The organism is Sphingobacterium sp. UBA7625 (assembly GCF_002484085.1).
Lineage (GTDB): Bacteria > Bacteroidota > Bacteroidia > Sphingobacteriales > Sphingobacteriaceae > Sphingobacterium > Sphingobacterium athyrii.
In genome coordinates this window covers 17,749-39,059 of the sequence record NZ_DLJD01000043.1, presented here as the reverse complement: position 1 = coordinate 39,059, position 21,311 = coordinate 17,749, and the positions used below count along the sequence as shown (strand labels likewise).

Here is a 21,311-nt window from a genome sequence, read left to right as displayed (position 1 = left end):
TGGGTATACTCCAATCAGCTAGCACGGAGCAAACGATCATCAGCAGCTATACGTCAGCTTGTGTTGCCCCCCACCCTTACGCTAACGATATTTTATAAGTGGTACAAGCGCTTCATGTGCAGCACCACCAGATTTACCACATGAAAAAACAGCCAGGAAATAATTAGAAAAGACAAAACAAACTATCCTGCAGCAAAATAACACCATCTAAATAAACAGAAAAATCACATCTATAAAACACAATTCAAATCATAAATTCCAAACAAAAGTGAAAACTACCGCAGAAACTTTAAACACAGAAACATCCAAACAATCTTACTTCTTGTTATCTTTGCTGTACTACATAATTCATTATATGCATAATTATTCCGCTGAAGACAGTTTATTTATACAGATCGAGATCAAGAAAATAAGAAAAGTCCGTAACAATGCCATCGCAGTTTTTATGGTATTTTTTCTTCTCTGCTTTACTATCTCGTTATATGTTTTTTCGGACAGGTGGCTGGATACTCCAGACAAGTGGACTGTTTACCATAGCCCCACCATATCTCTTTACACAATATTTCTATTCCCTACTATACTATTTACTGGATTAAGTTGGGCCTTGTCTATCAAAAACCAGAAATATATCAGTGCATTACAGCAGCTCGACAGCCATGACTTAGATATCTATCGACTGTACACAAGCATACTTCCTCAGCGATATGCAGCCATTGCGCCCTACATTTTCTGTAAAAATGAACTTATATTCTTTCCTCTTTTTGGAAGTAAAAAGATTCCAATCAATCAGATCAAACGCATAGAAACAAAATGTGTTCATAATTATCGCGACACATACAGCTACCACATCTATTTTTATAACGATGCTACAAAAATCTGTCAGACAACAATGCACCAGATAGCTGCCTTCGATTTTCTACAGAAACAGCTTCTGGAGGAAAATCCCAATCTAACGATCATCGCACGAAATCAGATACCCTCGTATTTGAGAACAAAAGACAAGCCTACACACTATTAATTTATTATATGGAAAGTTATTCGTCCAACAAAAGTTCATTTTTACAAACGGAGATAAGGAAAATCTGCAAAGTCCGCAATGCCATTATTGGACTATTTATAGCGATGTTTCTTTTTTGCTATGGCTTCTTCTTCTATGTTTTTTTGGATAAGTGGACAGCTGCTTCAGATAAACTGGCATTTTTTTACAAGTCCCTCCCGCTCTTGAGTACATTGTTCGTCTATTTCGGCGTATTATTCGGCGGGCTCAGCTGGTTCGTTTACGCCAAAAATCAGAAATTTATTATTGCCCTACGAGGTCTCAATAGTCGTGACCTTGCTATTTATCAGCGGTACACCCGAAGACTTGTCCGCATCTATGCAACTATTGCGCCGTACCTTTTTCAGGAGCATGAACTTGTATTTTTTCCTTTTTTTGGAAGTAAAAAAATTCCCATCAATCAGATTCACCGTATAGAGACCAAGATTATACAGAACCACCGTGGCCCGAATAGTTTCCGCGTCTATTTTTACAATGAATTCACCAAGATTCATCAGGTGACAATGAACCAAAGAGGTGCATTCGATTTTCTACAGGAACAGCTTTTAGAAGAAAACCCGAACCTCAACATCATTGCGAGAAACCATTAAACACCTCACACAGTCTACATTTAAAAAGCAATCCTCCACCCTACCCTTCCAGATAGCGGCTATAATCTCCTGACTCGGCAACCAGCTTGATTATATGGTTACGCTCTTCGAGAAACCGCCTCATATAACCTGTAAGGAAAGACCATTCGGCAAACCGCCCCAAAGGCCCCAGGGGCGCCTTAAAATTAAACACACCCCGCATCAGCACCGTACCATCAGCCTGCTCTTCGAAAAGATGCTGATGATCCATCGACTGAAATGCCCCCTGTATCATTTTGTCTTCGAAAAAATAGGGTTTTTCCATTTTTGTGATCCGCACCGTCAACGTTTGATATACACCCAGATGTTTTGCCCGCCACTGAACGGTCTGTCCGGCTTCGATCAGTCCACTGGTCACGCCAGCGATCGCCTTCTCATTTGTCTTTCCAGTCGAATACATGTGTAAGTCTATACTGCGGGCCAGATCAAAAACTATCCCTATTGGTGCATTTACAGTGGTGTCTAATACAAGTGTTGACATAAAATCTTGCTATCGGTGAATTCGGAACAAATTTCGTAAAAAACACGAATTTCTTAGGAAAGCGTCTAACAATTCTCTAATTTAACTCTTCAATCTAATATCATTAAAAATAAGGCTATGATCACATTGCTTCCATTTGAAGAAGCGGACTTCGACTGCTTCAAATCCTGGATCAGATCTCCAGAAGAACTCCTGCAGTTCGCAGGTCCATATTTTTCATTTCCAGTGACTGACGAACAATTAAAAAAGTATATTGACGATCCCAAATGCCGTCCCTATAAAATTGTCAGTACAGAAACACAAAACGTTATCGGGCATTGTGAATTGAACTTTGAAAGAAGTATACCACGATTATCCCGCATATTGATTGCTGACAATACGGAGCGCAACAAGGGTTTCGGAAGAAAAACAATAAACGCCATGCTAAAACTTCTTTTCATCGACGATGTATACGATAGCGCGGATCTGAATGTGTATGCATGGAACAGCAATGCGATAAAATGCTATGAAGGAGCAGGATTTGAAATCAATGAAGGTGTCACAACCGATACTCCCATCGGCAATGAAGTTTGGAAAAGTCTAAATATGCAGGTTACAAAATCCAGTTGGTTAGCCAAAACACAATGAAAAGGAAACGTTTTTTTAAGAAAGGTTTTATTTCCTTCATCTTAATTGCAGCTTTGGCCGGCTATTACGCTTGGCAGATTGAACCGCATTGGGTAAAATACGAGCAACTAAAGCTCCCCATAAGACATCTTCCCGAGAACCTCGAAGGGAAAACGCTTGTCCAGATTTCGGACATCCACATCGGTAACTATGTGGATAAAGATTTTATTAAAAACAGCTTCAAAAAAATTAAAAAAATAAGCCCGGACATTATTGTCTATACTGGCGATTTCGTCCGGTTGACCAACAACGCCCTACCGCTCGATGACCTTGATGATGTCATGCAAGCGGCACCAAAAGGAAAGATACTAACAGTGGCAATCTTAGGAAACCATGACTATGGACGTGCTTTTAGGGACAGTGCCGCAGCCGATTCGATTACCGCCCTTATCACAAAACATCAAATAAGGGTTTTAAGAAACGAGCGTGCAAACGCAGCTGGCCTGTTGCTCTACGGTATGGACGACTACTGGGGAACAAACTTCGACCCGATAAAAACAATGCAGAACTACGACAGCAAACAGGCTAGCTTAGTCATTTGTCATAATCCGGATGTTGCTGATCTGGATGTTTGGAATGGTTATGAAGGGTGGATCTTGTCCGGCCATACACATGCGGGCCAAGTTCGGATCCCATTTTGGGGCTCTCCGATAATCCCCGTCTCCAACAAAAACTATGACCAGGGTGTTAAAAAACTAGATGGAAATCGGACGCTTTATATCAACAGGGGCCTTGGCCATAGTATCCCGATTCGCTTTAATGCACGGCCAGAAATAAGCCTTTTTACTTTAACAAGAGGTTAAGTTGATGGATAACACTGCGTTTAACCTCGTCACAAGCAAGAACCGGAATTAGGTCAGGTATGGATAGAAAGCAACTTCTATCGTTTGTCGATAGTCTTCCAGCGCATCCGATTGACACCGGCCTCCCAGTACTGCAAAACTCGAATACCAGAAATCTGATATAATAAAAATCTGACGTATAAAACCCTTCAGTATAGCTATCGGTATGTCCTGCCGGAACATCCCTAACTCAGCGTAGTACCTGAAGAGGGAGACAAACTGCTCCTCACGACGCATGACAAGATCCCTGTAAGACTCACCAATTGCAGGGATCCACGCACATACCTCAACAAAATTGACAAAAATGAACCTGTATTTATTGATCAATCTATATGACCCGTCCGTAAACTCCCGCAATAGCTCCCGAAGCACAAGATCTTTCTTATCAAATAAAACCACCATTTCATCATAATCACGTTGGAGTTGCCCGAAAATAGTAAAGATAATATCTTCTGTATGTTTAAAATGATAATGAAGATTTCCGGCACTGATCCCCATTTCCCGCGCAATCTGACGTGTCGTTACCGTACGTATCCCCTCCCTGTTATATACATCTAATGCTGCTGCGACAATTTTTTCTTTCGTATTCATGACACAAAATTAGAACNNGTTCTAATTTTGTGTCATGAATGATAAAATTAAGATCATATGAAAGATAAAAAGAAAGGAAACTGGCTAAAAAATCAATACTTCGACTTAAAACAGACACTCATTCCGATCCATCCTAATGATAGTTCATGGAAAAAATTCGGCAAACAGACAGCTTTTTTTATGTTTTTAACTTTGATGGCATGCGGAGCAATAGCGATGTTGATCGCCGTTTCCTTTGCACATTAGGAAAGGCACTTTTTGACAATATATTTATTTTCTACTGGTTGTGCTGGTTCTTTATCCGATTTACACGGCACTGCCATTTTCCGATTCCATATTTAAACAGCTGGCTTACGGATTTTGTCTTTGTTCCCATCATTGTTCACATCTCATCTGTTGTGGGAAGTTATTTATTTAACAATGGTAATCCACATGGCTATCCGCTGTATCAAATCTGGTTTATAGCCGCTATTGTATCGCTAGTTTTTGAGTGGGTAATGCCCTACTATACGGATTATAACACAGCTGATCTTTATGATGTTCTTGCCTATTTCACCGGAGGGCTATTTTACTTTTTGTTTCATCAGCCCCGTTATATCAAAAAAAGTTCCGATGGAACCAATCATTTGGTTTGTAGCCAAAATTAAATCAGAGCCGATAAAAAACACATTCTGGAACAAAATAGAATATACGTTCTGAAAAATTTTCGCTCAAAATCGCCCAGAATATCTTATTGAACAACAAACATTAAAATAGCAAAAGCATAAACTATAATCGAAGAATAATGTTGATATTGTAATTAATTAGCAGATATAGGCCACATGACAAGAATCAAAACCAGAAGAACATGTACTAATGGGCACAGCTTCTATAAGAGTACAGACTGCCCAACATGCCCAATATGCGAAAAGGAAAAGAAACCTAAAGATGGTTTTCTAGCTCTTTTGGGTAGCCCCGCTAGAAATGCACTTTTAACCCATGGCATAGATCAACTTGAAAAACTGGCTCAGTATTCGGAGAAGGACCTGCTGAAGCTCCATGGCCTTGGAAAGACTTCCTTACCTTTGTTAGGTCAGGCTTTAATGGAAAAGGGATTAAAATTTAAGGAGTAGGCTGCTCCAAAGGCTATTCTGTCAGGTGATAATAAAAAATAAGCCCTCGCTTGGCTTCCACATAGTTTCTGGCTACTAAGAAGTGCTTGAGGGCTTTATAATTCAACGCTTTTAGCACAAGCGGAACCTTCGTTTACTAGTACTCAATCAAAACCTCAGTGACCTGAGCGCCTTGTTTAGCACTTTTGAATTTAAACTTCACTTTCTGATTCAAGTTCAATTTTTGTCCGACAAGACGGTCATTGAAATAGATAGATTGCTGGGTGTCATTGTCTCTAATGAATCCATAATTGGACTCTGCATTGTAATGGACAACTTTTCCGAAAGAGTACTCGTCATGATGGTTTGAAGTCATGCTTGGACTCTCTCCTTCTTTCAATTTTATCGCAGGTCTGTCTGAGATATTCCCGTGTTCATCAACATAAGCAAACAATTCTTCCAAAGATTTTCCTTTGTCGTTGTTTGTTTTATTGAATTCTTTTTTCTCAATTTTTTGCTGTTTTTTGAGTAGTTTCTTTTTTTCTCGTTCTTTTTTGTTAAATGTAATTTGGCTTTTGCTCATTCAATATGGATTAAAATAAAATGTTCCCGAGGAGGTTTCGGACCTTTAGAGCTTTGGTGAAAAAGATAAAAATGCGAGGTGTTCTAAGGAGATAATTGCAAAGGTACAAAAAAAATAGGAGAAATCAGATAGTCGATCACCTAATTCTCCTAAGATTCACGAAGGAAAAGATATTCATTTTTTGTTCTTTTAATACGTTCAGCAGAGGCCAGCGTACAGACACCATTCTTTTATATTTAAATTTGGCAACGCCGTTTAGTAACAAAACGACAGGCCATATACAGCATTCGGTCGCCTCCTCACCTAAATTCAAAAAATGAGAAGGCTCATAGATAGCTGCATATTGTATACTTGGCGAAGTAAAAATTGGAAACTTTGATAAAACAAAAATATCTTTTGGACGTTATTTTGAAAAAAACACTATGGAAGTAAAAAATATCGAAAGAGACGACAGAGGTAATTTCATCGCCGAGGTAGATAATAATGAGGCTGGGATTTTAGAATATACATGGCAGACTGAGAACGAGTTCTCCATAGACCACACCGAGGTATATGACGAATATAAAGGGATGAGTGTCGGTAAAAAACTCGTTCTTGAAGCAGTGGATTATGCCCGGAAAAACGAGGCCAAGATTATTCCAAATTGCCCATACGCTAAATCAATTTTTGATAAAACAATTGCCTTTCAGGACGTATTAGCCTAAAAAAGCCATTTTATCACTGGGACAAAATGGCTTTTATTCTTGATAGCGGTTTGGACTAAGCTACAATATTGATTATTTTTCCTTTTACAAAAATGATCTTTTTAATAGGCTTGCCGTCCAGATGCCTTTGCACATCCGCATGTGCCTTGATCATTTCTTCAACGGTTTGTTGATCCAAATCCAAAGTGAGTGATAGATTGAACTTCATCTTACCATTGAAAGAGACCGGATATGCAAATTCAGACTCGACTAGATATTCTGGTTTGAACGTAGGATAAGTTGCCTGGGAAAGCGTACCTGCCTCATGCCCCAATAAATTCCACAATTCCTCCGTAATATGTGGTGCATAAGATTGAAGAACGATAACAAGTTGCTCCAATATCTGGCGTTTATTGCATTTCAAATCGGTCAATTCATTCACACAGATCATAAAGGCCGAAACAGAGGTGTTGAACGAGAAACGCTCGATATCATCTTCCACTTTCTTAATAATCTTATGTAAAGCTTTAAACTCGACCTTTGAAGGCTCTTCATCCGACACATTAAAATTACCTTCGGCATCGTGAAACAGGCGCCATACTTTCTTTAAAAACTTGTAAACACCTTCGATACCATTGGTGTTCCAAGGCTTAGCCTGTTCCAGTGGTCCCAAAAACATTTCGTAAAGACGTAAGGTATCAGCGCCGTAAGTCTCAATGATATCATCTGGATTAACGACATTGAATTTCGACTTGGACATTTTCTCCACCTCACTGCCACAGATGTATTTGCCATTTTCCAATACAAATTCAGCATTCGCAAAATCAGGTCTGAAGTTTTTGAATTTTTCCAGATCCAAAACATCATTCGACACAATATTGACATCCACATGCAAAGGAATTGTATTGTAATCATTTCTCAAGCCATAGGACACAAATTGATTAGTTCCTCTGCCCTCTTCATCGAGTACACGGTAGACAAAATTTGAACGTCCTTGAATCATACCTTGATTGATCAATTTTCGGAATGGTTCTTCCTCATTATGATAGCCAAGATCTTTTAAAAACTTATTCCAAAAACGTGAATATAACAAGTGACCTGTAGCATGTTCTGAACCACCAATATATAAATCAACAGCTTTCCAGTAATCAACAGCTTCTTTTGAAGCAAAGTTACCCTCATTCTTTGGATCCATGTATCTGAACCAATACCATGAAGAGCCTGCCCAACCTGGCATTGTACTCAACTCATATTCATATTGATCCTCATATTTCCAGTCTTTGGCACGCCCTAAAGGAGGTTCTCCAGACTCTGTTGGCAAGTATTTATCAACCTCAGGCAATAATAAAGGTAGTTCTTCTTCTTTAATAAGATATGGTAGACCATTTTTAAAGTAGACTGGTACAGGTTCGCCCCAATAACGTTGACGACCAAAAATCGCATCGCGCATACGGAAATTGATCTTCGCTTTACCTAATTTCAATTCTTCCAGCTTCGCAATCAGCGCAGGCACAGCCTCCTGATAGGTCATACCGTTAATAAAATCAGAATTGATGTATTTTCCATCCTTATTCGGATCAGCCTCTTCTTCAATCTGCTGAGTATCCGAAATCGGAATAATTTCTAAATTAAAATGCTTAGCAAAAACATAATCACGTTGATCGCCACTAGGTACAGCCATAACCGCTCCTGTTCCATATCCGGCAAGCACGTAATCAGCAATCCAGATCTGAACATCCCGACCTGAAATAGGATGTTTGGCATAAGCACCTGTGAAAGCACCCGACACTGTTTTGGTATCAGCCATACGATCCAATTCGGATTTTTTTGATGTTTTCTCAATATAAGCTTCAACTTCAGCTTTTTGTTCGGCTGTCGTCAACGATGCGACCAATTCATGTTCCGGTGCTAAAACAACAAATGAAACACCAAAAATGGTATCTACACGTGTTGTGAAAACTTCTATCGCGGTATCCAGCTGCGGAACGGGGAATTTCACCGAAGCGCCGACAGATTTACCAATCCAGTTACGTTGCATTTCTACCAACGGCTCTGGCCAATCAATGGTATCCAGACCTTTCAACAGGCGATCAGCATACGCCGTAATGCGCATAGACCACTGCATCATTTTCTTTTGTTCAACCGGGTAACCGCCGCGTTCAGAAACACCATTGATCACCTCATCATTGGCCAATACTGTTCCTAAGGCAGCACACCAATTCACCGTACTCTCGCGCAAATAAGCAATGCGATATTTTAACAGCTCACGCTGTTGTGTTTCTTCATCAAAAGATTTCCATTCCTCTGCAGTGAATACGAATACATCTTCGTCAGAGACTGCCTGAACAGCTGTAGAACCGTTTGTAGAAAATTTCGCAATCAATGTATCAATGGATTCCGCTTTATCCGTTTCTTTATTATACCAAGAATCGAATGATTTCATAAAAATCCACTGCGTCCATTTATAATATTCAGGTTCAGAAGTACGGACTTCTCTACTCCAGTCATAAGAGAAACCGATGTTGTCCATCTGCTCGCGGTAACGATTGATATTTGCTTCGGTTGTAACAGCAGGGTGTTGACCCGTTTGAATCGCATATTGTTCTGCAGGAAGTCCAAAGGAATCATACCCCATTGGATGTAGTACATTGAAGCCCTTTAATCGTTTATATCTTGAAAAGATGTCCGAAGCAATGTATCCCAGAGGATGACCAACATGTAGTCCCGCCCCAGATGGATAAGGAAACATATCCAACACATAGTATTTTGGCTTCTGGTGTGCATCTGATGTTTTATAGGTTTGATGATCCGCCCAAAACTTTTGCCACTTTTTCTCTAATGATTTGTGATTATACTCCATTTTTGTTCGTAAGGAATTTTTATGACTTGCGAAATTACGATTTTAATACTGAAATGTGATAAAAGTTTTGTAGTTTGAACAATAAATTCTAGTATTGAAAAGTTATTTAAACATAGGTAGAAAACAAAATTCGAATTGATTTTTATCAAAGTAATTACAAGATAAATTCGAAATCTTCCGCTCAATTAGTTACTTTCGCAAATAAATTTTTGCTTATTATGTCAGAATACGAATTAAGCACACAAAAAAGAAAAACAAAGTCTGTCTATGTTTCCACAGTGATCAGCATCGCGCTGGTGCTCTTGGTGACAGGTATGTTGGGCTTATTATTGGTGCACGCTAAAAATCTTTCAAAGTACGTTAAAGAAAACATTGTCCTGAATGTCATTGTAAACGATGGCACCAGTGAGGGTGACGTGCTCTCCTTACAAAAAGATCTTGAAAAAGATCCTTATGTGCTTCGTTCAGTATACATCAGCAAAGAAATCGCTGCGAAAAACCTGAAAGAAGATCTCGGTGAAGATTTTGTGCAATATCTTGGGCATAATCCATTATTACCTTCTCTGGATGTCTATATGAAGGAAAATTACGCCAATACAGACAGTATCAAGACATTCATTGAAAAAATCTCTAAAAATAATAGAATAAAAGAGGTGGTTTATCAAGAATCGTTAATTGATATGGTCAATAAAAATGTACGTATCATTGGTATGATTGTTTTAGCCTTCGCTGTTATTCTCTTGATTATTGCCGTTGCCTTAATCAACAATACAATACGTCTAGCCATTTACTCGCAGCGTTTCTTAATTAAAAGCATGCAGTTAATCGGTGCGACCAAGAACTTTATTCGCAAACCTTTTATCACTTATGGTATTATTCATGGATTGCTTGGTTCACTGATCGCGATTTTATTGTTGATATTGACGCTCAAATTTGCGCAACAACAGATACCTGAATTGGTATTTCTGCGCAACTGGTTTGAATTTGCCGTTATCTTTTTAGGGGTTATCTTCATCGGAATTTTAATCTCAGGCCTCAGCACCTACTTTGCTGTGACGAAATATTTAAAAGCTCAATCTAACGATTTATATAGATAAAAATGGCTCAAATTAAGAAATCTACAGAATCTGTGAATAAAGGTTCTTTCGTATTTTCCAAATTAAATTATCAGCTTTTTATAGCTAGTCTGATCATTGTTGTCATCGGCTTTGCCCTGATGTCAGGTGAAACTGATATTTATAGTTTTACCAAAATTACGTTAGCCCCTATTGTTGTTGTCCTTGGCTTTGCCTTAGGCTTTGTTGCGATCCTATATCGTCCCAAAACAACGAAAACTGAAGAATAATCTTATTAAAAACAGATGTCTATTATTGAAGCTATCATCCTCGCTATCATCGAAGGATTAACGGAGTTTTTACCTGTCTCCTCCACAGGTCATATGATTATTGCAACCGCTCTGATGGGTATTCAACCCTCAGCGTTTGTTAAATTATTTACAATTGTCATTCAATTGGGAACAATATTATCCGTTCTCGTTTTATATTATAAAAGGTTTTTTAAATCGCTTTCATTCTATTACAAACTGGTGATTGCAGCTATTCCAGCCTCGGTGCTGGGATTACTCTTCAATGATTTCATCGATTCACTTTTAGAAAGCCCGTTGATGGTTGCCGTTATGCTGGTAGTTGGTGGGGTTGTTCTTCTTTTTGTAGACAAATGGTTTAATAAACCTACTGTTGAAGATTCCGACGAAATTTCCTATAAACAGGCTTTTATGATCGGTGTATACCAATGTTTGGCTTTGATTCCAGGCACATCTCGATCTGCAAGTACCATTATCGGTGGTATGGCCGAAAAATTAACACGTAAAGCGGCAGCGGAGTTTTCATTTTTCCTAGCTTTACCAATGATGTTTGGTGCATCAGCGGTTAAACTCCTGAAGTTTTTCAAAGAAGGAAATACATTTACAAGTGAAGAACTCAACCTGCTTATTGTTGGTAACCTCATCGGCTTTGTTGTGGCAATTATTGCCATCAAATCATTTATTGGATTTTTAACAAAGCATGGATTTAAGGCCTTTGGGTGGTACAGAATAGTGATTGGCGTTATTATACTGGTATTACTGCTTTCGGGTCATAGTTTACAAATTATCTAAAATTTTTTCATGGAAAACAGAGAGGTTGGTGAAAACTCAGCAGAGTTTAATTTTGCTGAAGGCGAAATGTTGTTGATTGATAAACCTTTGACATGGACAAGTTTCGACGTTGTAGGTAAAGTCAGGAACTCACTAAAACCATTAAAATTAAAAGTTGGCCATGCAGGCACACTGGATCCTTTGGCAACAGGATTATTGATTGTCTGCACCGGTAGATTAACAAAAAAGATCGACAGCTATCAGGCTGAAGACAAAGAATATACAGGTACAATTACACTAGGAGGCACTACCCCTTCCTACGACCTGGAAACCGAAATTGACGAGACATTCCCGATCACACATATTAACGAACAAATGATATTGGATGCTGCAAAATCATTTGTGGGTGATATCCAACAATTTCCTCCAGCACACTCTGCTATAAAGATCAATGGGGAACGTGTTTATGAAAAAGCACGCCGCGGTGAAGATGTCGAAATAAAATCCCGGCAGGTACGGATCAATAGCTTTGAAATAGAAAAGATTGAACTTCCCAACGTATATTTTCGTATTTCCTGTTCAAAGGGTACATATATCCGATCCTTGGCGTACGACTTTGGAAAAGTATTACAGAGTGGATCACATTTAAGTTCATTAAGACGAACCAAAAGTGGTGATTATCGTGTCGAAAACGCTTGGAACCTCGAACAGCTTATCGCCGAAATAAAACGTCATAAAGAAATCATTAAATAACCCTATCGGCACTTTTTATTGATTCTTTATCTTATTTTTGCAAAAAATCCTATAAATGAAAATCTACAGAAGTTTAGAAGATTTCACTCCCGTTGAAAATGCAGTCGTTACCATTGGTACTTTTGACGGTGTTCATATCGGCCACCAAAAAATATTAGTCCACTTAAAGGAGGCTGCACAAAAGATTAACGGCGAAACCATATTGCTTACTTTTTTTCCTCATCCCCGGTTAATTATTAATCCAGATGATGATAGCTTACGGCTAATAAATGATATTGAAGAGAAAGTGAGCCAGTTAAGCAAAGTGGGTATTGACCATTTGATCATTATCCCCTTCTCCCGTGATTTTTCCAATCAGACTCCTGAAGAATATATCAGCAATGTGCTTGTAGGAAAATTGGGCACCAAAAAGATTGTTATCGGATATGACCATCATTTTGGAAAAGACCGTAAAGGTTCCTTAGGAGACTTGGAACAATTTGCTTCGATATTTGATTATAGTGTGGACGAAATCCCAGAACAGGATATCAATGATATTGCCGTCTCTTCCACCCGTGTCCGTGAAGCACTCATTAAAGGTGATATCAAAACGGCCAACCTGTATTTAGGTTATCCTTTTGAATTGACAGGAACTGTGATCCGAGGGGATCAAATCGGGCGTACCATTGGGTTTCCGACAGCCAATCTACAGGTGCATGAACCTCATAAACTCATTCCTGCCTACGGAATCTATGCCGTTGAGGTCTTTATATACAATCATATCCAAAATATCACTACAGGCGAGTATAAAGAAGAGAATCCTGTATCAATCGCTAAGGGTATGGGATATATTGGCACAAGGCCTACTGTTGACGGAATGAATCGTGCGATTGAAATCAGTCTATTTGACTTTGATCAGGATATTTATGGCAAAACACTACGCGTCAAATTCCTTCACTTTATCCGCCACGATGAACGTTTTGACTCACTGGAGGAAATGAAAGCGCAGATCAAAGCAGATGAAATAGAAATAAGAAATCTTATTGCATAATATACCTTTATAAAAAGAAAAGCGGGAATTCCCGCTTTTCTTTTTATAAATAAATTACGCTTCGCATCCTGATTTCACTAAAATACCATTTTTCAGAAGTAGCCACGACACTTTTCAATGCGTTACATGATACCTGCAGCATTGCTGATGAGAACCAAACTAAGCTTTTACCAATAAGTTTTTAAACTAACAGCGCTTCGATGCCAAGCCGGTAACTATCCAATCCGAAACCACAAATCACTCCCCTGCAATTTTTGGCCAAGAAAGAATGATGACGAAATTCCTCCCGTTGATACACATTACTGATGTGAACTTCAATGACCGGTGTCTGAACAGCGGCAATAGCATCACCAATAGCAACAGAGGTATGCGTATATGCGCCAGCATTCATTACAATTCCATCGTACTCAAAGCCAACTTCATGAATTTTATCAATTAATATCCCTTCGGAATTGCTCTGAAAATATTCCAGTTGAATCGTTGAAAAGCGTTTTTTCAATTCCTCGAAATAACTCAGGAAATCCTGACTTCCATAAATTGACTTTTCCCTAACACCCAATAGATTTAAATTTGGGCCATTTAACACAAGGATTTTTTTCATCCGTATTTAATAATTTAGACAATATTAGCGATTCGATCTATGCCGGCTACATTTGGTAGCTGTAGCAGAGACCTCGAAGGCTATGAAACAGTTTTATTAAACAAGAAACATCATAATTATACATTCCATATAAGGCTTGAATAATCATGATGTTTTCATAAGCTCAATAATGTGCTTCAAATATATAAAAACTTCCTATAAATCGTTATAGATTGCTCTGAAACTCGAACGAAGTCCAAATGTAAACACCCCTGATTTATTCACGACAGGCGTCTCGTACTGTGCTTTGGCATAACGTTGCATATAGCCTAATTCTAGCCGAAGATTATATTTGGGATTGAGTACATATGCTGCTTTCGCATCGGCATAATAGATATTATTCTTGATCCCTTGCGCAATATGGTTTCCATACATATTTGGAATGGTGTTATACGATTGAAAGATATTCCCTCCCATATTGCTTCCGTCAGGCAGATCCAGTCCATTTTGTGTATACATCCCCTGTAATGAAAAGTCCCATCTGTCCCAGGCGTAGTTTACCAGACCGACCAATTCCCTGAAGTTAGCACCTTTTGGATGCGCCAATGGTTCGGCATTGTTGCTGTAGTTGGAATAGGATTTAAAGTGTGCATAGGTATAAGGCCTAGCTGTATTGTACTCCGCTAGGAAGTTTAGGTTTTTGACACCAAACATGTCGTAGCCTCTTAGCCCCAACTGCGCTCCCCATTTGTTATGTGCATAACCGTTGCCCGCAAAAAATTCCTTAGCCGTAAATTCGCCCAATAGAAACTGACCATAAACAGTCAAGTTATAAGGCAATTTATATTTTGAAGTAGCCCCTAAAAACATTTTATCCGGCGATGTGCGGTTATTGCTCTCGACAGGACGTATAAAGATAATCGGACTCAAATAACTGAAGTCAAATCCTCTTTTTCCACCCTCATCTTGTGCTGCCCAAACGACAGACTGAAAGAAACCAACGGATAATTTATTGGTCACATTCCAATCCAGGTATTGAAAGGCTCCCCATTTTTTTCCATCGCCCAAACGTCTGTTATTTTGCCCTTCCATAGGATAGGTCCCACTGATATCTTGTCTTGGATGCGTTGGATCATTCATATAGGCCCAGATGGAAGTATACTGTACATTCCCGATCGTACCGGTCAGTTTCAGATGCGCATAATTAGATGAAAAGTCAGAAAGCAACATCGAACGATAACCATCACCAATAAAATTCTTGTCGTACGCGATGGTCGCTTGGATATATTTGTGCGCATCGTAGGTCATGCTTGCGGTCGCATACATCCAGTCCATTTTATTTTTCGACTGAAATTTGGTATTTCCCTGACCGGGAATTACTTTATTAGCCACAATATAATCGTCCAGATATTTTGGAAAAACCGCCTGGCTTTCAAATGCAGATGAGTTAAATGTGAATTTATTCCCCACATTCAGTCCTACCTGAAATCCCCTTCCGTTCATCCATGTCCGACGTTTGTCACCCTGCATATCCTTTCCGATATACATATCCGGCAAAAAGTCGGCATAGAACGTGTAATCGTCTTTTTCTACTTGAACCAAATGTTCATTAAAGATCTTCCGCATGAACCAATTTGACGAAGAAACCGGTTTATTGGATTGTATCGAGTCAAATTTGGCCAGCAACAAAGAATCCTTGATGACAAATGGTTTAGCTGTTGTGTGCATTCTCGTCTCCGTTGAATACACAACATCGTTCATTTTCTGATAGAAATGATACGAATACGGCTGACTTTTAATTTGCCCAAACCCTGCAAAGGAGGCACTTACCCCGATGCCAGCCAGCACAATTCGAAGTAAATTACTTTTTTTTGATATATTAAGCCCCATAAAATTATTTCAAAGATTATTTCTTCTAGCAAAATGCATTCCTAACTGCAAATTAACCGAATAAAAATGACTTTATTCACATTCGAAGTCAATATTATAATGCTAAATCGTATTTGCTGTTCGTTATATTCAAAAATATTTATATCTTGCATCTTAGTAAATAACCTTGTATAACAAAAAATCAGCCCTAATAAGCATGAAACGCAGAACATTTATCCAAAACGCAACCTTATTGACAGCAGGTGCATTTGCAAGCAAATTTTCTTTTGCTCAGGAACATTCTTTTCCTGCCGTGCGTACGCCTAAAGAAAAACGACTTTTTTCCAGTAAAGTAGTCGAAGATGCAATCGCAGAATTTCAAAAAAACACAAAAAATAAGGAGTTAGCTTGGTTATTTAACAATTGTTTTCCAAACACATTGGACACCACAGTATTCCCTTATGTTCAGAATGGAAGAAACTATACCTACATCATCACGGGAGATATTGACGCCATGTGGCTTCGTGACAGTAGTGCTCAGGTATGGCCCTATCTTCCTTTCATGAAAAAAGATAAAAAATTACAGGAGCTCATCGTTGGTTTAATTCAAAAACAGAGCAAATGCATTAACATCGATCCATATGCCAATGCTTTTTACAATGATCCAACTAAAAAGGGAGAATGGTTTAGTGACCATACCAGCATGAAACCCGGAATCCATGAAAGGAAGTGGGAAATCGACTCGCTATGTTATCCGATTCGACTGGCTTATCATTATTGGAAAGAAACAAATGACAGCAGCCCATTTAACGAAGAATGGTTGGAAGCTCAACATAAAATTTATCAGACTTTTGTTGAACAGCAACGTAAAGATAATTTAGGACCTTATAAATTTGAACGGACAACCTCCAGAGGATCCGACACCTTACAGGTTGATGGCTATGGTTATCCCGTCAACCCCGTGGGTTTGATCTGTTCGAGCTTTAGACCTTCGGATGATTCAACTATTTTCTCGTTTTTGATTCCTTCCAACTTATTTGCGGTTGTTAGCTTGAGACAAGCTGCTGAAATTCTTAAAAAGGTTAAAAACGAACAGGCACTTGCATCAAAAATGGAAGCACTCGCCAATGAAGTGGAAGCAGCCGTAAATAAATATGGAATTATCGATCACCCAACACTGGGAAAGATCTATGCTTTTGAAGTAGACGGCTATTCAAGTCACTTAATGATGGATGACGCCAATATCCCAAGTTTATTGGCTCTGCCTTATTTAGGCGCCGTCGACATCCATGATGAAGTCTATCAGCGCACACGTAATTTTGTTCTGTCTGACAAGAACCCATTCTTCTTTAAAGGTACCGCAGCCGAGGGCATTGGCGGTCCCCACATCGGTCGTGACATGATTTGGCCGATGTCCATTATTATGCGCGCACAGACGTCGACAAATGATGAGGAGATCCGCAACTGTATCAAAACGTTAGTGAGTACACACGGCGGGACAGGATTTATGCATGAATCCTTCCATAAAAACGATCCAAAAAAATTCACCAGACATTGGTTTGCCTGGACCAATACATTATTTGGCGAATTAATTTGGAAAATATATAAAGAGAAACCATCTTTGCTTCAGTAAAACTGAATCTTATAACGCAATGTTATAGGTGGATGTAACTTATAGCATTGCGTTATGGATAATACATTAACTTCTGGTCCTATTGGAATTTTCGACTCCGGCTATGGAGGCCTGTCGGTATTCAGGGAAATTCAACAGCTTTTGCCCCAATATGACTATATCTATTTAGGCGACAATGCACGTGTCCCCTACGGTACGCGTTCGTTTGAGACTGTATATGCCTATACCAAACAATGTGTATTTAAACTATTTGATCTAGGCTGTAATCTCGTTATTTTAGCCTGTAATACTGCTTCTGCGAAGGCGTTACGAACGATTCAGCAAAACGATCTTCCACCGGGAAAAAAAGTTCTTGGCGTCATCAGGCCAACCACAGAAATCATCCATAATTATACAAAAACAAATAAAATCGGTATCCTTGCCACAACAGGAACTGTAAAATCAGAATCCTATAAAATAGAGGTCCATAAATTCAATCCGGAAATTGAAGTATTTCAACACGACTGTCCTTTTTGGGTTCCTTTGGTCGAAAACAACGAAATTAACACGGAAGGAGCACACTATTTTGTTCAAAAGGATATCCATGAGCTATTACAGCAATGTGATCAAATTGACACCATTGTTTTAGCGTGTACACACTATCCCCTACTATTGCCTGTCATCGAAAAATATGTCCCCAAAAATGTCAATATTATTTCCCAGGGACCTATTGTTGCCAACAGCCTACAGGATTACCTGCACCGACATGTCGAAATAGAGGCTTGCTGTTCCAAAAACAGTCAATTGGCCTTCTACACTACGGATGACCCCAGGGATTTTGAAACCAAAGCAAAAATATTCTTTGGAAAAGAGGTGGATGCAAGCCATATCAGCGTTTAAAAATAAAAAGCGATGAATTTTTAAAACTATTGTCGTTTACTTTTCGTTATTCCTGATAAAGGAGCGACAATGAAAAAAAATTTTATAACCATCGCATATAATGAGGAAACACAACATTGTGAATCCAAAGAGTTTTCAACTTTTCAGGAAAGCGCGGACTATTTTAAAACTTTTGAGACTTCTGCTCAGCCAAACTATGTTCCCGTATGCATCTACAATTTAAGCACCAATGCAACATTAGAAGTGAGCGATTATTTTGTCAACAAAGAAAATGAGTTGCAAAAGATATTGACACATTGTTTGAATATGCCTTAGCCTAGACACCGAAACCGTCAACAGAATGGGCGAAGTTTTTATCTTTCTCATTTTTAATGATGTTGTGATAAATGTCGATAAATTTATTACATGATATCAGAAAGCATTTCATTAATTTTTAATATCTTCAACGGAACAATAAGACAAAAAAATAAGTCATCAACAATGAAAACCAAACTGACAATAAGCCTTTTAACGATATCACTAGGCCTGACCGCCTGTAATTCCAATCATGCAAATTCAAATTCCGGTTCAGATAGCACATCAAATCCGGGTACGGATACGACTAGCTATCCACCAGTCGAAACTCAAAAAGCAAATACGGATTACAAACCTGCTTTTGCCGGACAAACCAGAATCGCCGGAGCGAAAACAACCTCCGCCTTTGAAGGCAAAGTTATTGCCGAAGGATTAAAGTCCCCTTGGGGCATTGCAGCGCTACCGGATGGTAGATTATTGATCACAGAAAAAGAAGGTGATATGCGTATCGCAAGTGCCGACGGGAAATTAAGCGAGCCAATTAAAGGCCTTCCTGCGGTGAATAGCAGCGGTCAGGGCGGATTGCTCGGATTGAGACTCGATCCGGATTTTGCAACAAACCGAATGGTATATTGGGTATTTTCGGACAATACCCCCGCAGGAACGTTAACGGCTGTTGCCAAAGGTAAGCTTTCTGCTGACGAGAAATCATTCGAGGGCGCGAAGGTTATCTATCAGGCAACTCCAGCCCATAAGGGCAACTTGCACTATGGTGGGCGAATAGTTTTTGATAAAGAAGGGAACATTATTTTTACTACCGGTGAACGCTCTGATTTGGTCACCAGACCTTTGGCTCAGGATTTAAATGCGGCCCTGGGTAAGATTTTACGCATTACAAAAGATGGAAAACCGGCACCCGGCAATCCATTTATAGGAAAAGCAAATGCACGACCAGAGATATACAGCTATGGACACCGTAATCCGCAGGGACTTGCGTTTCATCCTGAAACCGGCGATTTATGGGAAACTGAATTTGGCCCTCGCGGTGGAGATGAACTCAATAGGGTCCAAGCCGGTAAAAATTATGGTTGGCCTACCATTACCTATGGAATAGAATATAAAGGCGATAAAGTTGGTGCAGGTATACAGCAAAAAGATGGGCTTGAGCAACCTGTTTATTATTGGGACCCTGTCCTCTCCCCAAGCGGAATTACATTTTATACCGGACAGAACATTCCCGAATGGAAGAATAACCTCTTTATTTGCGGCCTGAGCAGTACCCATATCGCCCGGATTATCTTAAAAGACAATAAAGTGGTTGGCGAAGAACGCTTACTCGGCAGTGAAGGGCAACGATTCAGAGATATTACGCAAGGACAGGATGGTGCGCTATATGCCATTACTGATCTCGGCAGATTATATAAAATAGACAAAAAGTAAATTTAATAAAGATAAGTAGCCCCGATGTGGGGCTACTTATTATGTCTTATGCCCCCCTTCCTATTCTTCCAATTTTATTTTATCAGATATCGATAAACCGATCAGATCACGAAAGGCAATTTGGCATAAAGCTAAAGTTTGGCGTGATTATTGACAATATCTAATCGAAACAATAAAATATTATATGGTAAAAAAAGAAAAAATGAAAAAATTATTAGAAATTAACCCCTTATCGTTCTATGTGACCAACTGGGGATTTGTAAACAACACCGAACCAAAAAGAACGCGCAAAACTGGCCAACCTTCTCCGAAAAATTAGGCGTTCTTCTCTAAACATTCCAATCAAATTTATTAAAATCATCTGCTGATATCCTCCATACGGATATTAAGTAAGAGATTTATTCTTTTACTCCTACCGTAATTAGAGGATATCAAATTATGCAAAGTAAATTGCCAATAAAATAACAATAACGATACATGCTATCATAATGTATTTATTCAATTGGCTATTTTTCTCTCCTTCATCACTTTTATAGTGATAATCACGTTTGTTCGGCAAATTCATAAGTCTGTTTTTATTAATGATGAAGTTACGGACTTTTTTCCATATTATTCATGATGATAAGGTTCGCCTTTCATAATAGAAAAGGCTCGATAAAGCTGTTCCGTAAAGAATAAACGGATCATTTGATGCGAAAAAGTCATCTTCGACAAAGACATTTTGGAATTTGCACGATCATAGATTTTTTGATCAAAACCATAAGGACCACCGATAATAAACACCATATGCTGTACACTATTGACCATCATTTTCTCCAAATATGCGGAAAAGTCCAGGGAACGGAACTCCTTACCAAATTCATCCAGTAAAATGACCATATCCTGCGGCTGCAATTGTTTTAAAATGAATCCAGCTTCCTTGTCCTTTTGCTGCTCCTCAGAGAGACTTTTGCTATTTTTAATATCCGGTATTACCATGATAGTAAAGTTTACATAGAACTTTAGTCTTTTGATGTATTTATCGATTCCTTCGATCAAGTATTTATCATCCGTTTTTCCAATACAAAGCAACGTTATTTTCATAATATCTAATAAGTTGCCAAAGTTCCAATTTTATTTAAAATATCCGTAAACAAAAAGCTATAAAACAATAAACAATATTATTCGTTTAGTTATAGAACAATTATTTTCGCAATAATGCACAAAAACCAAATTT

At 38.8% G+C, this 21,311-nt stretch carries 25 protein-coding genes; 17 read left to right on the top strand and 8 right to left on the bottom strand.

Annotated elements, in window-relative coordinates; all coding sequences use genetic code 11:
• Window positions 1–355 precede the first annotated feature (355 nt).
• Together B4G94_RS18230 and B4G94_RS18225 are read left to right on the top strand one after the other, a co-directional pair.
• On the top strand, window positions 356–1,018 hold the full coding sequence (locus B4G94_RS18230) for a hypothetical protein (protein ID WP_286860722.1): 663 nt from the start codon (window positions 356–358) through the stop codon (window positions 1,016–1,018).
• 8 nt (window positions 1,019–1,026) lie between these two features.
• Window positions 1,027–1,647 carry a hypothetical protein gene (locus tag B4G94_RS18225; RefSeq protein ID WP_286860719.1) on the top strand — a complete coding sequence of 207 codons (621 nt, stop codon included), beginning with the start codon at window positions 1,027–1,029 and terminating at the stop codon, window positions 1,645–1,647.
• A gap of 40 nt (window positions 1,648–1,687) precedes the next feature.
• Here B4G94_RS18225 and B4G94_RS18220 read toward each other — a convergent pair whose 3' ends face one another.
• Window positions 1,688–2,167 (bottom strand): SRPBCC family protein, encoded by a 480-nt coding sequence (locus tag B4G94_RS18220; RefSeq protein ID WP_286860717.1) that lies wholly within the window; start codon window positions 2,165–2,167, stop codon window positions 1,688–1,690.
• 117 nt (window positions 2,168–2,284) lie between these two features.
• Between B4G94_RS18220 and B4G94_RS18215 the strand changes: the two genes are divergently transcribed.
• Both B4G94_RS18215 and B4G94_RS18210 read left to right on the top strand, forming a co-directional pair.
• On the top strand, window positions 2,285–2,794 hold the full coding sequence (locus B4G94_RS18215; RefSeq protein ID WP_286860714.1) for a GNAT family N-acetyltransferase: 510 nt from the start codon (window positions 2,285–2,287) through the stop codon (window positions 2,792–2,794).
• The gene (locus B4G94_RS18210) at window positions 2,791–3,636 is read left to right on the top strand and encodes a metallophosphoesterase (RefSeq protein ID WP_165306345.1); all 846 of its coding nucleotides are present in this window, start codon (window positions 2,791–2,793) and stop codon (window positions 3,634–3,636) included. Before B4G94_RS18215 ends, B4G94_RS18210 begins: the two co-directional genes overlap by 4 nt.
• A gap of 48 nt (window positions 3,637–3,684) precedes the next feature.
• Here B4G94_RS18210 and B4G94_RS18205 read toward each other — a convergent pair whose 3' ends face one another.
• The gene (locus B4G94_RS18205) at window positions 3,685–4,266 is read right to left on the bottom strand and encodes a TetR/AcrR family transcriptional regulator (protein ID WP_286860712.1); all 582 of its coding nucleotides are present in this window, start codon (window positions 4,264–4,266) and stop codon (window positions 3,685–3,687) included.
• Window positions 4,267–4,323: 57 nt separating this feature from the next.
• Here B4G94_RS18205 and B4G94_RS18200 point away from each other — a divergent pair, with 57 nt between their 5' ends.
• From B4G94_RS18200 to B4G94_RS18190, 3 genes are all read left to right on the top strand, one after another.
• Window positions 4,324–4,512 (top strand): hypothetical protein, encoded by a 189-nt coding sequence (locus B4G94_RS18200; RefSeq protein WP_108632234.1) that lies wholly within the window; start codon window positions 4,324–4,326, stop codon window positions 4,510–4,512.
• Window positions 4,467–4,913, top strand: a complete 447-nt coding sequence (locus B4G94_RS18195; RefSeq protein ID WP_286860709.1) for a hypothetical protein — start codon at window positions 4,467–4,469, stop codon at window positions 4,911–4,913. Before B4G94_RS18200 ends, B4G94_RS18195 begins: the two co-directional genes overlap by 46 nt.
• 174 nt (window positions 4,914–5,087) lie before the next feature.
• Window positions 5,088–5,378 carry an RNA polymerase alpha subunit C-terminal domain-containing protein gene (locus tag B4G94_RS18190; protein WP_286860706.1) on the top strand — a complete coding sequence of 97 codons (291 nt, stop codon included), beginning with the start codon at window positions 5,088–5,090 and terminating at the stop codon, window positions 5,376–5,378.
• 136 nt (window positions 5,379–5,514) lie between these two features.
• Here the strand turns inward: B4G94_RS18190 and B4G94_RS18185 are convergent, their stop codons facing one another.
• Complete coding sequence (locus tag B4G94_RS18185; RefSeq protein WP_108632237.1) at window positions 5,515–5,940, bottom strand: cold-shock protein; 426 nt, start codon at window positions 5,938–5,940, stop codon at window positions 5,515–5,517.
• Between the two features lie 422 nt (window positions 5,941–6,362).
• On the opposite strand from B4G94_RS18185, the gene B4G94_RS18180 reads away from it, so the two are divergent.
• Window positions 6,363–6,644 (top strand): GNAT family N-acetyltransferase, encoded by a 282-nt coding sequence (locus B4G94_RS18180; protein ID WP_108632238.1) that lies wholly within the window; start codon window positions 6,363–6,365, stop codon window positions 6,642–6,644.
• A gap of 55 nt (window positions 6,645–6,699) precedes the next feature.
• Here B4G94_RS18180 and leuS read toward each other — a convergent pair whose 3' ends face one another.
• Window positions 6,700–9,483 carry a leucine--tRNA ligase gene (gene leuS, locus B4G94_RS18175; protein WP_286860701.1) on the bottom strand — a complete coding sequence of 928 codons (2,784 nt, stop codon included), beginning with the start codon at window positions 9,481–9,483 and terminating at the stop codon, window positions 6,700–6,702.
• Window positions 9,484–9,701: 218 nt separating this feature from the next.
• Between leuS and B4G94_RS18170 the strand changes: the two genes are divergently transcribed.
• Genes B4G94_RS18170 through B4G94_RS18150 form a run of 5 tightly spaced genes read left to right on the top strand, consistent with a single transcriptional unit; the run spans window position 9,702 to window position 13,400 of the window.
• Entirely contained in the window at window positions 9,702–10,580 is an 879-nt protein-coding gene (locus B4G94_RS18170) for a cell division protein FtsX (RefSeq protein WP_108632240.1), read from the top strand.
• Between the two features lie 2 nt (window positions 10,581–10,582).
• Window positions 10,583–10,828, top strand: coding sequence for a DUF3098 domain-containing protein (locus B4G94_RS18165; RefSeq protein ID WP_104382545.1), 246 nt, complete (start codon window positions 10,583–10,585; stop codon window positions 10,826–10,828).
• A gap of 15 nt (window positions 10,829–10,843) precedes the next feature.
• Window positions 10,844–11,638 carry an undecaprenyl-diphosphate phosphatase gene (locus tag B4G94_RS18160; protein WP_286860694.1) on the top strand — a complete coding sequence of 265 codons (795 nt, stop codon included), beginning with the start codon at window positions 10,844–10,846 and terminating at the stop codon, window positions 11,636–11,638.
• 9 nt (window positions 11,639–11,647) lie between these two features.
• The gene (truB, locus tag B4G94_RS18155; RefSeq protein WP_286860691.1) at window positions 11,648–12,370 is read left to right on the top strand and encodes a tRNA pseudouridine(55) synthase TruB; all 723 of its coding nucleotides are present in this window, start codon (window positions 11,648–11,650) and stop codon (window positions 12,368–12,370) included.
• Window positions 12,371–12,425: 55 nt separating this feature from the next.
• Window positions 12,426–13,400: a bifunctional riboflavin kinase/FAD synthetase gene (locus B4G94_RS18150; protein WP_286860688.1), complete on the top strand. Its 975-nt coding sequence runs from the start codon at window positions 12,426–12,428 to the stop codon at window positions 13,398–13,400.
• A 181-nt stretch (window positions 13,401–13,581) separates the two neighbouring features.
• Here B4G94_RS18150 and aroQ read toward each other — a convergent pair whose 3' ends face one another.
• Window positions 13,582–14,001 (bottom strand): type II 3-dehydroquinate dehydratase, encoded by a 420-nt coding sequence (gene aroQ / locus B4G94_RS18145; RefSeq protein ID WP_165306338.1) that lies wholly within the window; start codon window positions 13,999–14,001, stop codon window positions 13,582–13,584.
• 195 nt (window positions 14,002–14,196) lie between these two features.
• The gene (locus tag B4G94_RS18140) at window positions 14,197–15,870 is read right to left on the bottom strand and encodes a gliding motility protein RemB (protein ID WP_286860686.1); all 1,674 of its coding nucleotides are present in this window, start codon (window positions 15,868–15,870) and stop codon (window positions 14,197–14,199) included.
• Window positions 15,871–16,066: 196 nt separating this feature from the next.
• On the opposite strand from B4G94_RS18140, the gene B4G94_RS18135 reads away from it, so the two are divergent.
• The 4 genes from B4G94_RS18135 (at window position 16,067) to B4G94_RS18120 (ending at window position 20,095) form a co-directional block, all read left to right on the top strand.
• Complete coding sequence (locus B4G94_RS18135) at window positions 16,067–17,482, top strand: glycoside hydrolase family 125 protein (RefSeq protein WP_286860684.1); 1,416 nt, start codon at window positions 16,067–16,069, stop codon at window positions 17,480–17,482.
• Between the two features lie 54 nt (window positions 17,483–17,536).
• On the top strand, window positions 17,537–18,361 hold the full coding sequence (gene murI, locus B4G94_RS18130; protein ID WP_165306337.1) for a glutamate racemase: 825 nt from the start codon (window positions 17,537–17,539) through the stop codon (window positions 18,359–18,361).
• Window positions 18,362–18,430: 69 nt separating this feature from the next.
• Window positions 18,431–18,676 (top strand): hypothetical protein, encoded by a 246-nt coding sequence (locus tag B4G94_RS18125; RefSeq protein WP_108632247.1) that lies wholly within the window; start codon window positions 18,431–18,433, stop codon window positions 18,674–18,676.
• Window positions 18,677–18,841: 165 nt separating this feature from the next.
• The gene (locus B4G94_RS18120; protein WP_165306336.1) at window positions 18,842–20,095 is read left to right on the top strand and encodes a PQQ-dependent sugar dehydrogenase; all 1,254 of its coding nucleotides are present in this window, start codon (window positions 18,842–18,844) and stop codon (window positions 20,093–20,095) included.
• Window positions 20,096–20,531: 436 nt separating this feature from the next.
• Here B4G94_RS18120 and B4G94_RS18115 read toward each other — a convergent pair whose 3' ends face one another.
• Both B4G94_RS18115 and rlmH read right to left on the bottom strand, forming a co-directional pair.
• Window positions 20,532–20,660 carry a hypothetical protein gene (locus B4G94_RS18115; protein ID WP_262507815.1) on the bottom strand — a complete coding sequence of 43 codons (129 nt, stop codon included), beginning with the start codon at window positions 20,658–20,660 and terminating at the stop codon, window positions 20,532–20,534.
• 44 nt (window positions 20,661–20,704) lie between these two features.
• Entirely contained in the window at window positions 20,705–21,178 is a 474-nt protein-coding gene (gene rlmH / locus B4G94_RS18110; protein WP_108632248.1) for a 23S rRNA (pseudouridine(1915)-N(3))-methyltransferase RlmH, read from the bottom strand.
• Window positions 21,179–21,311: the final 133 nt, after the last annotated feature.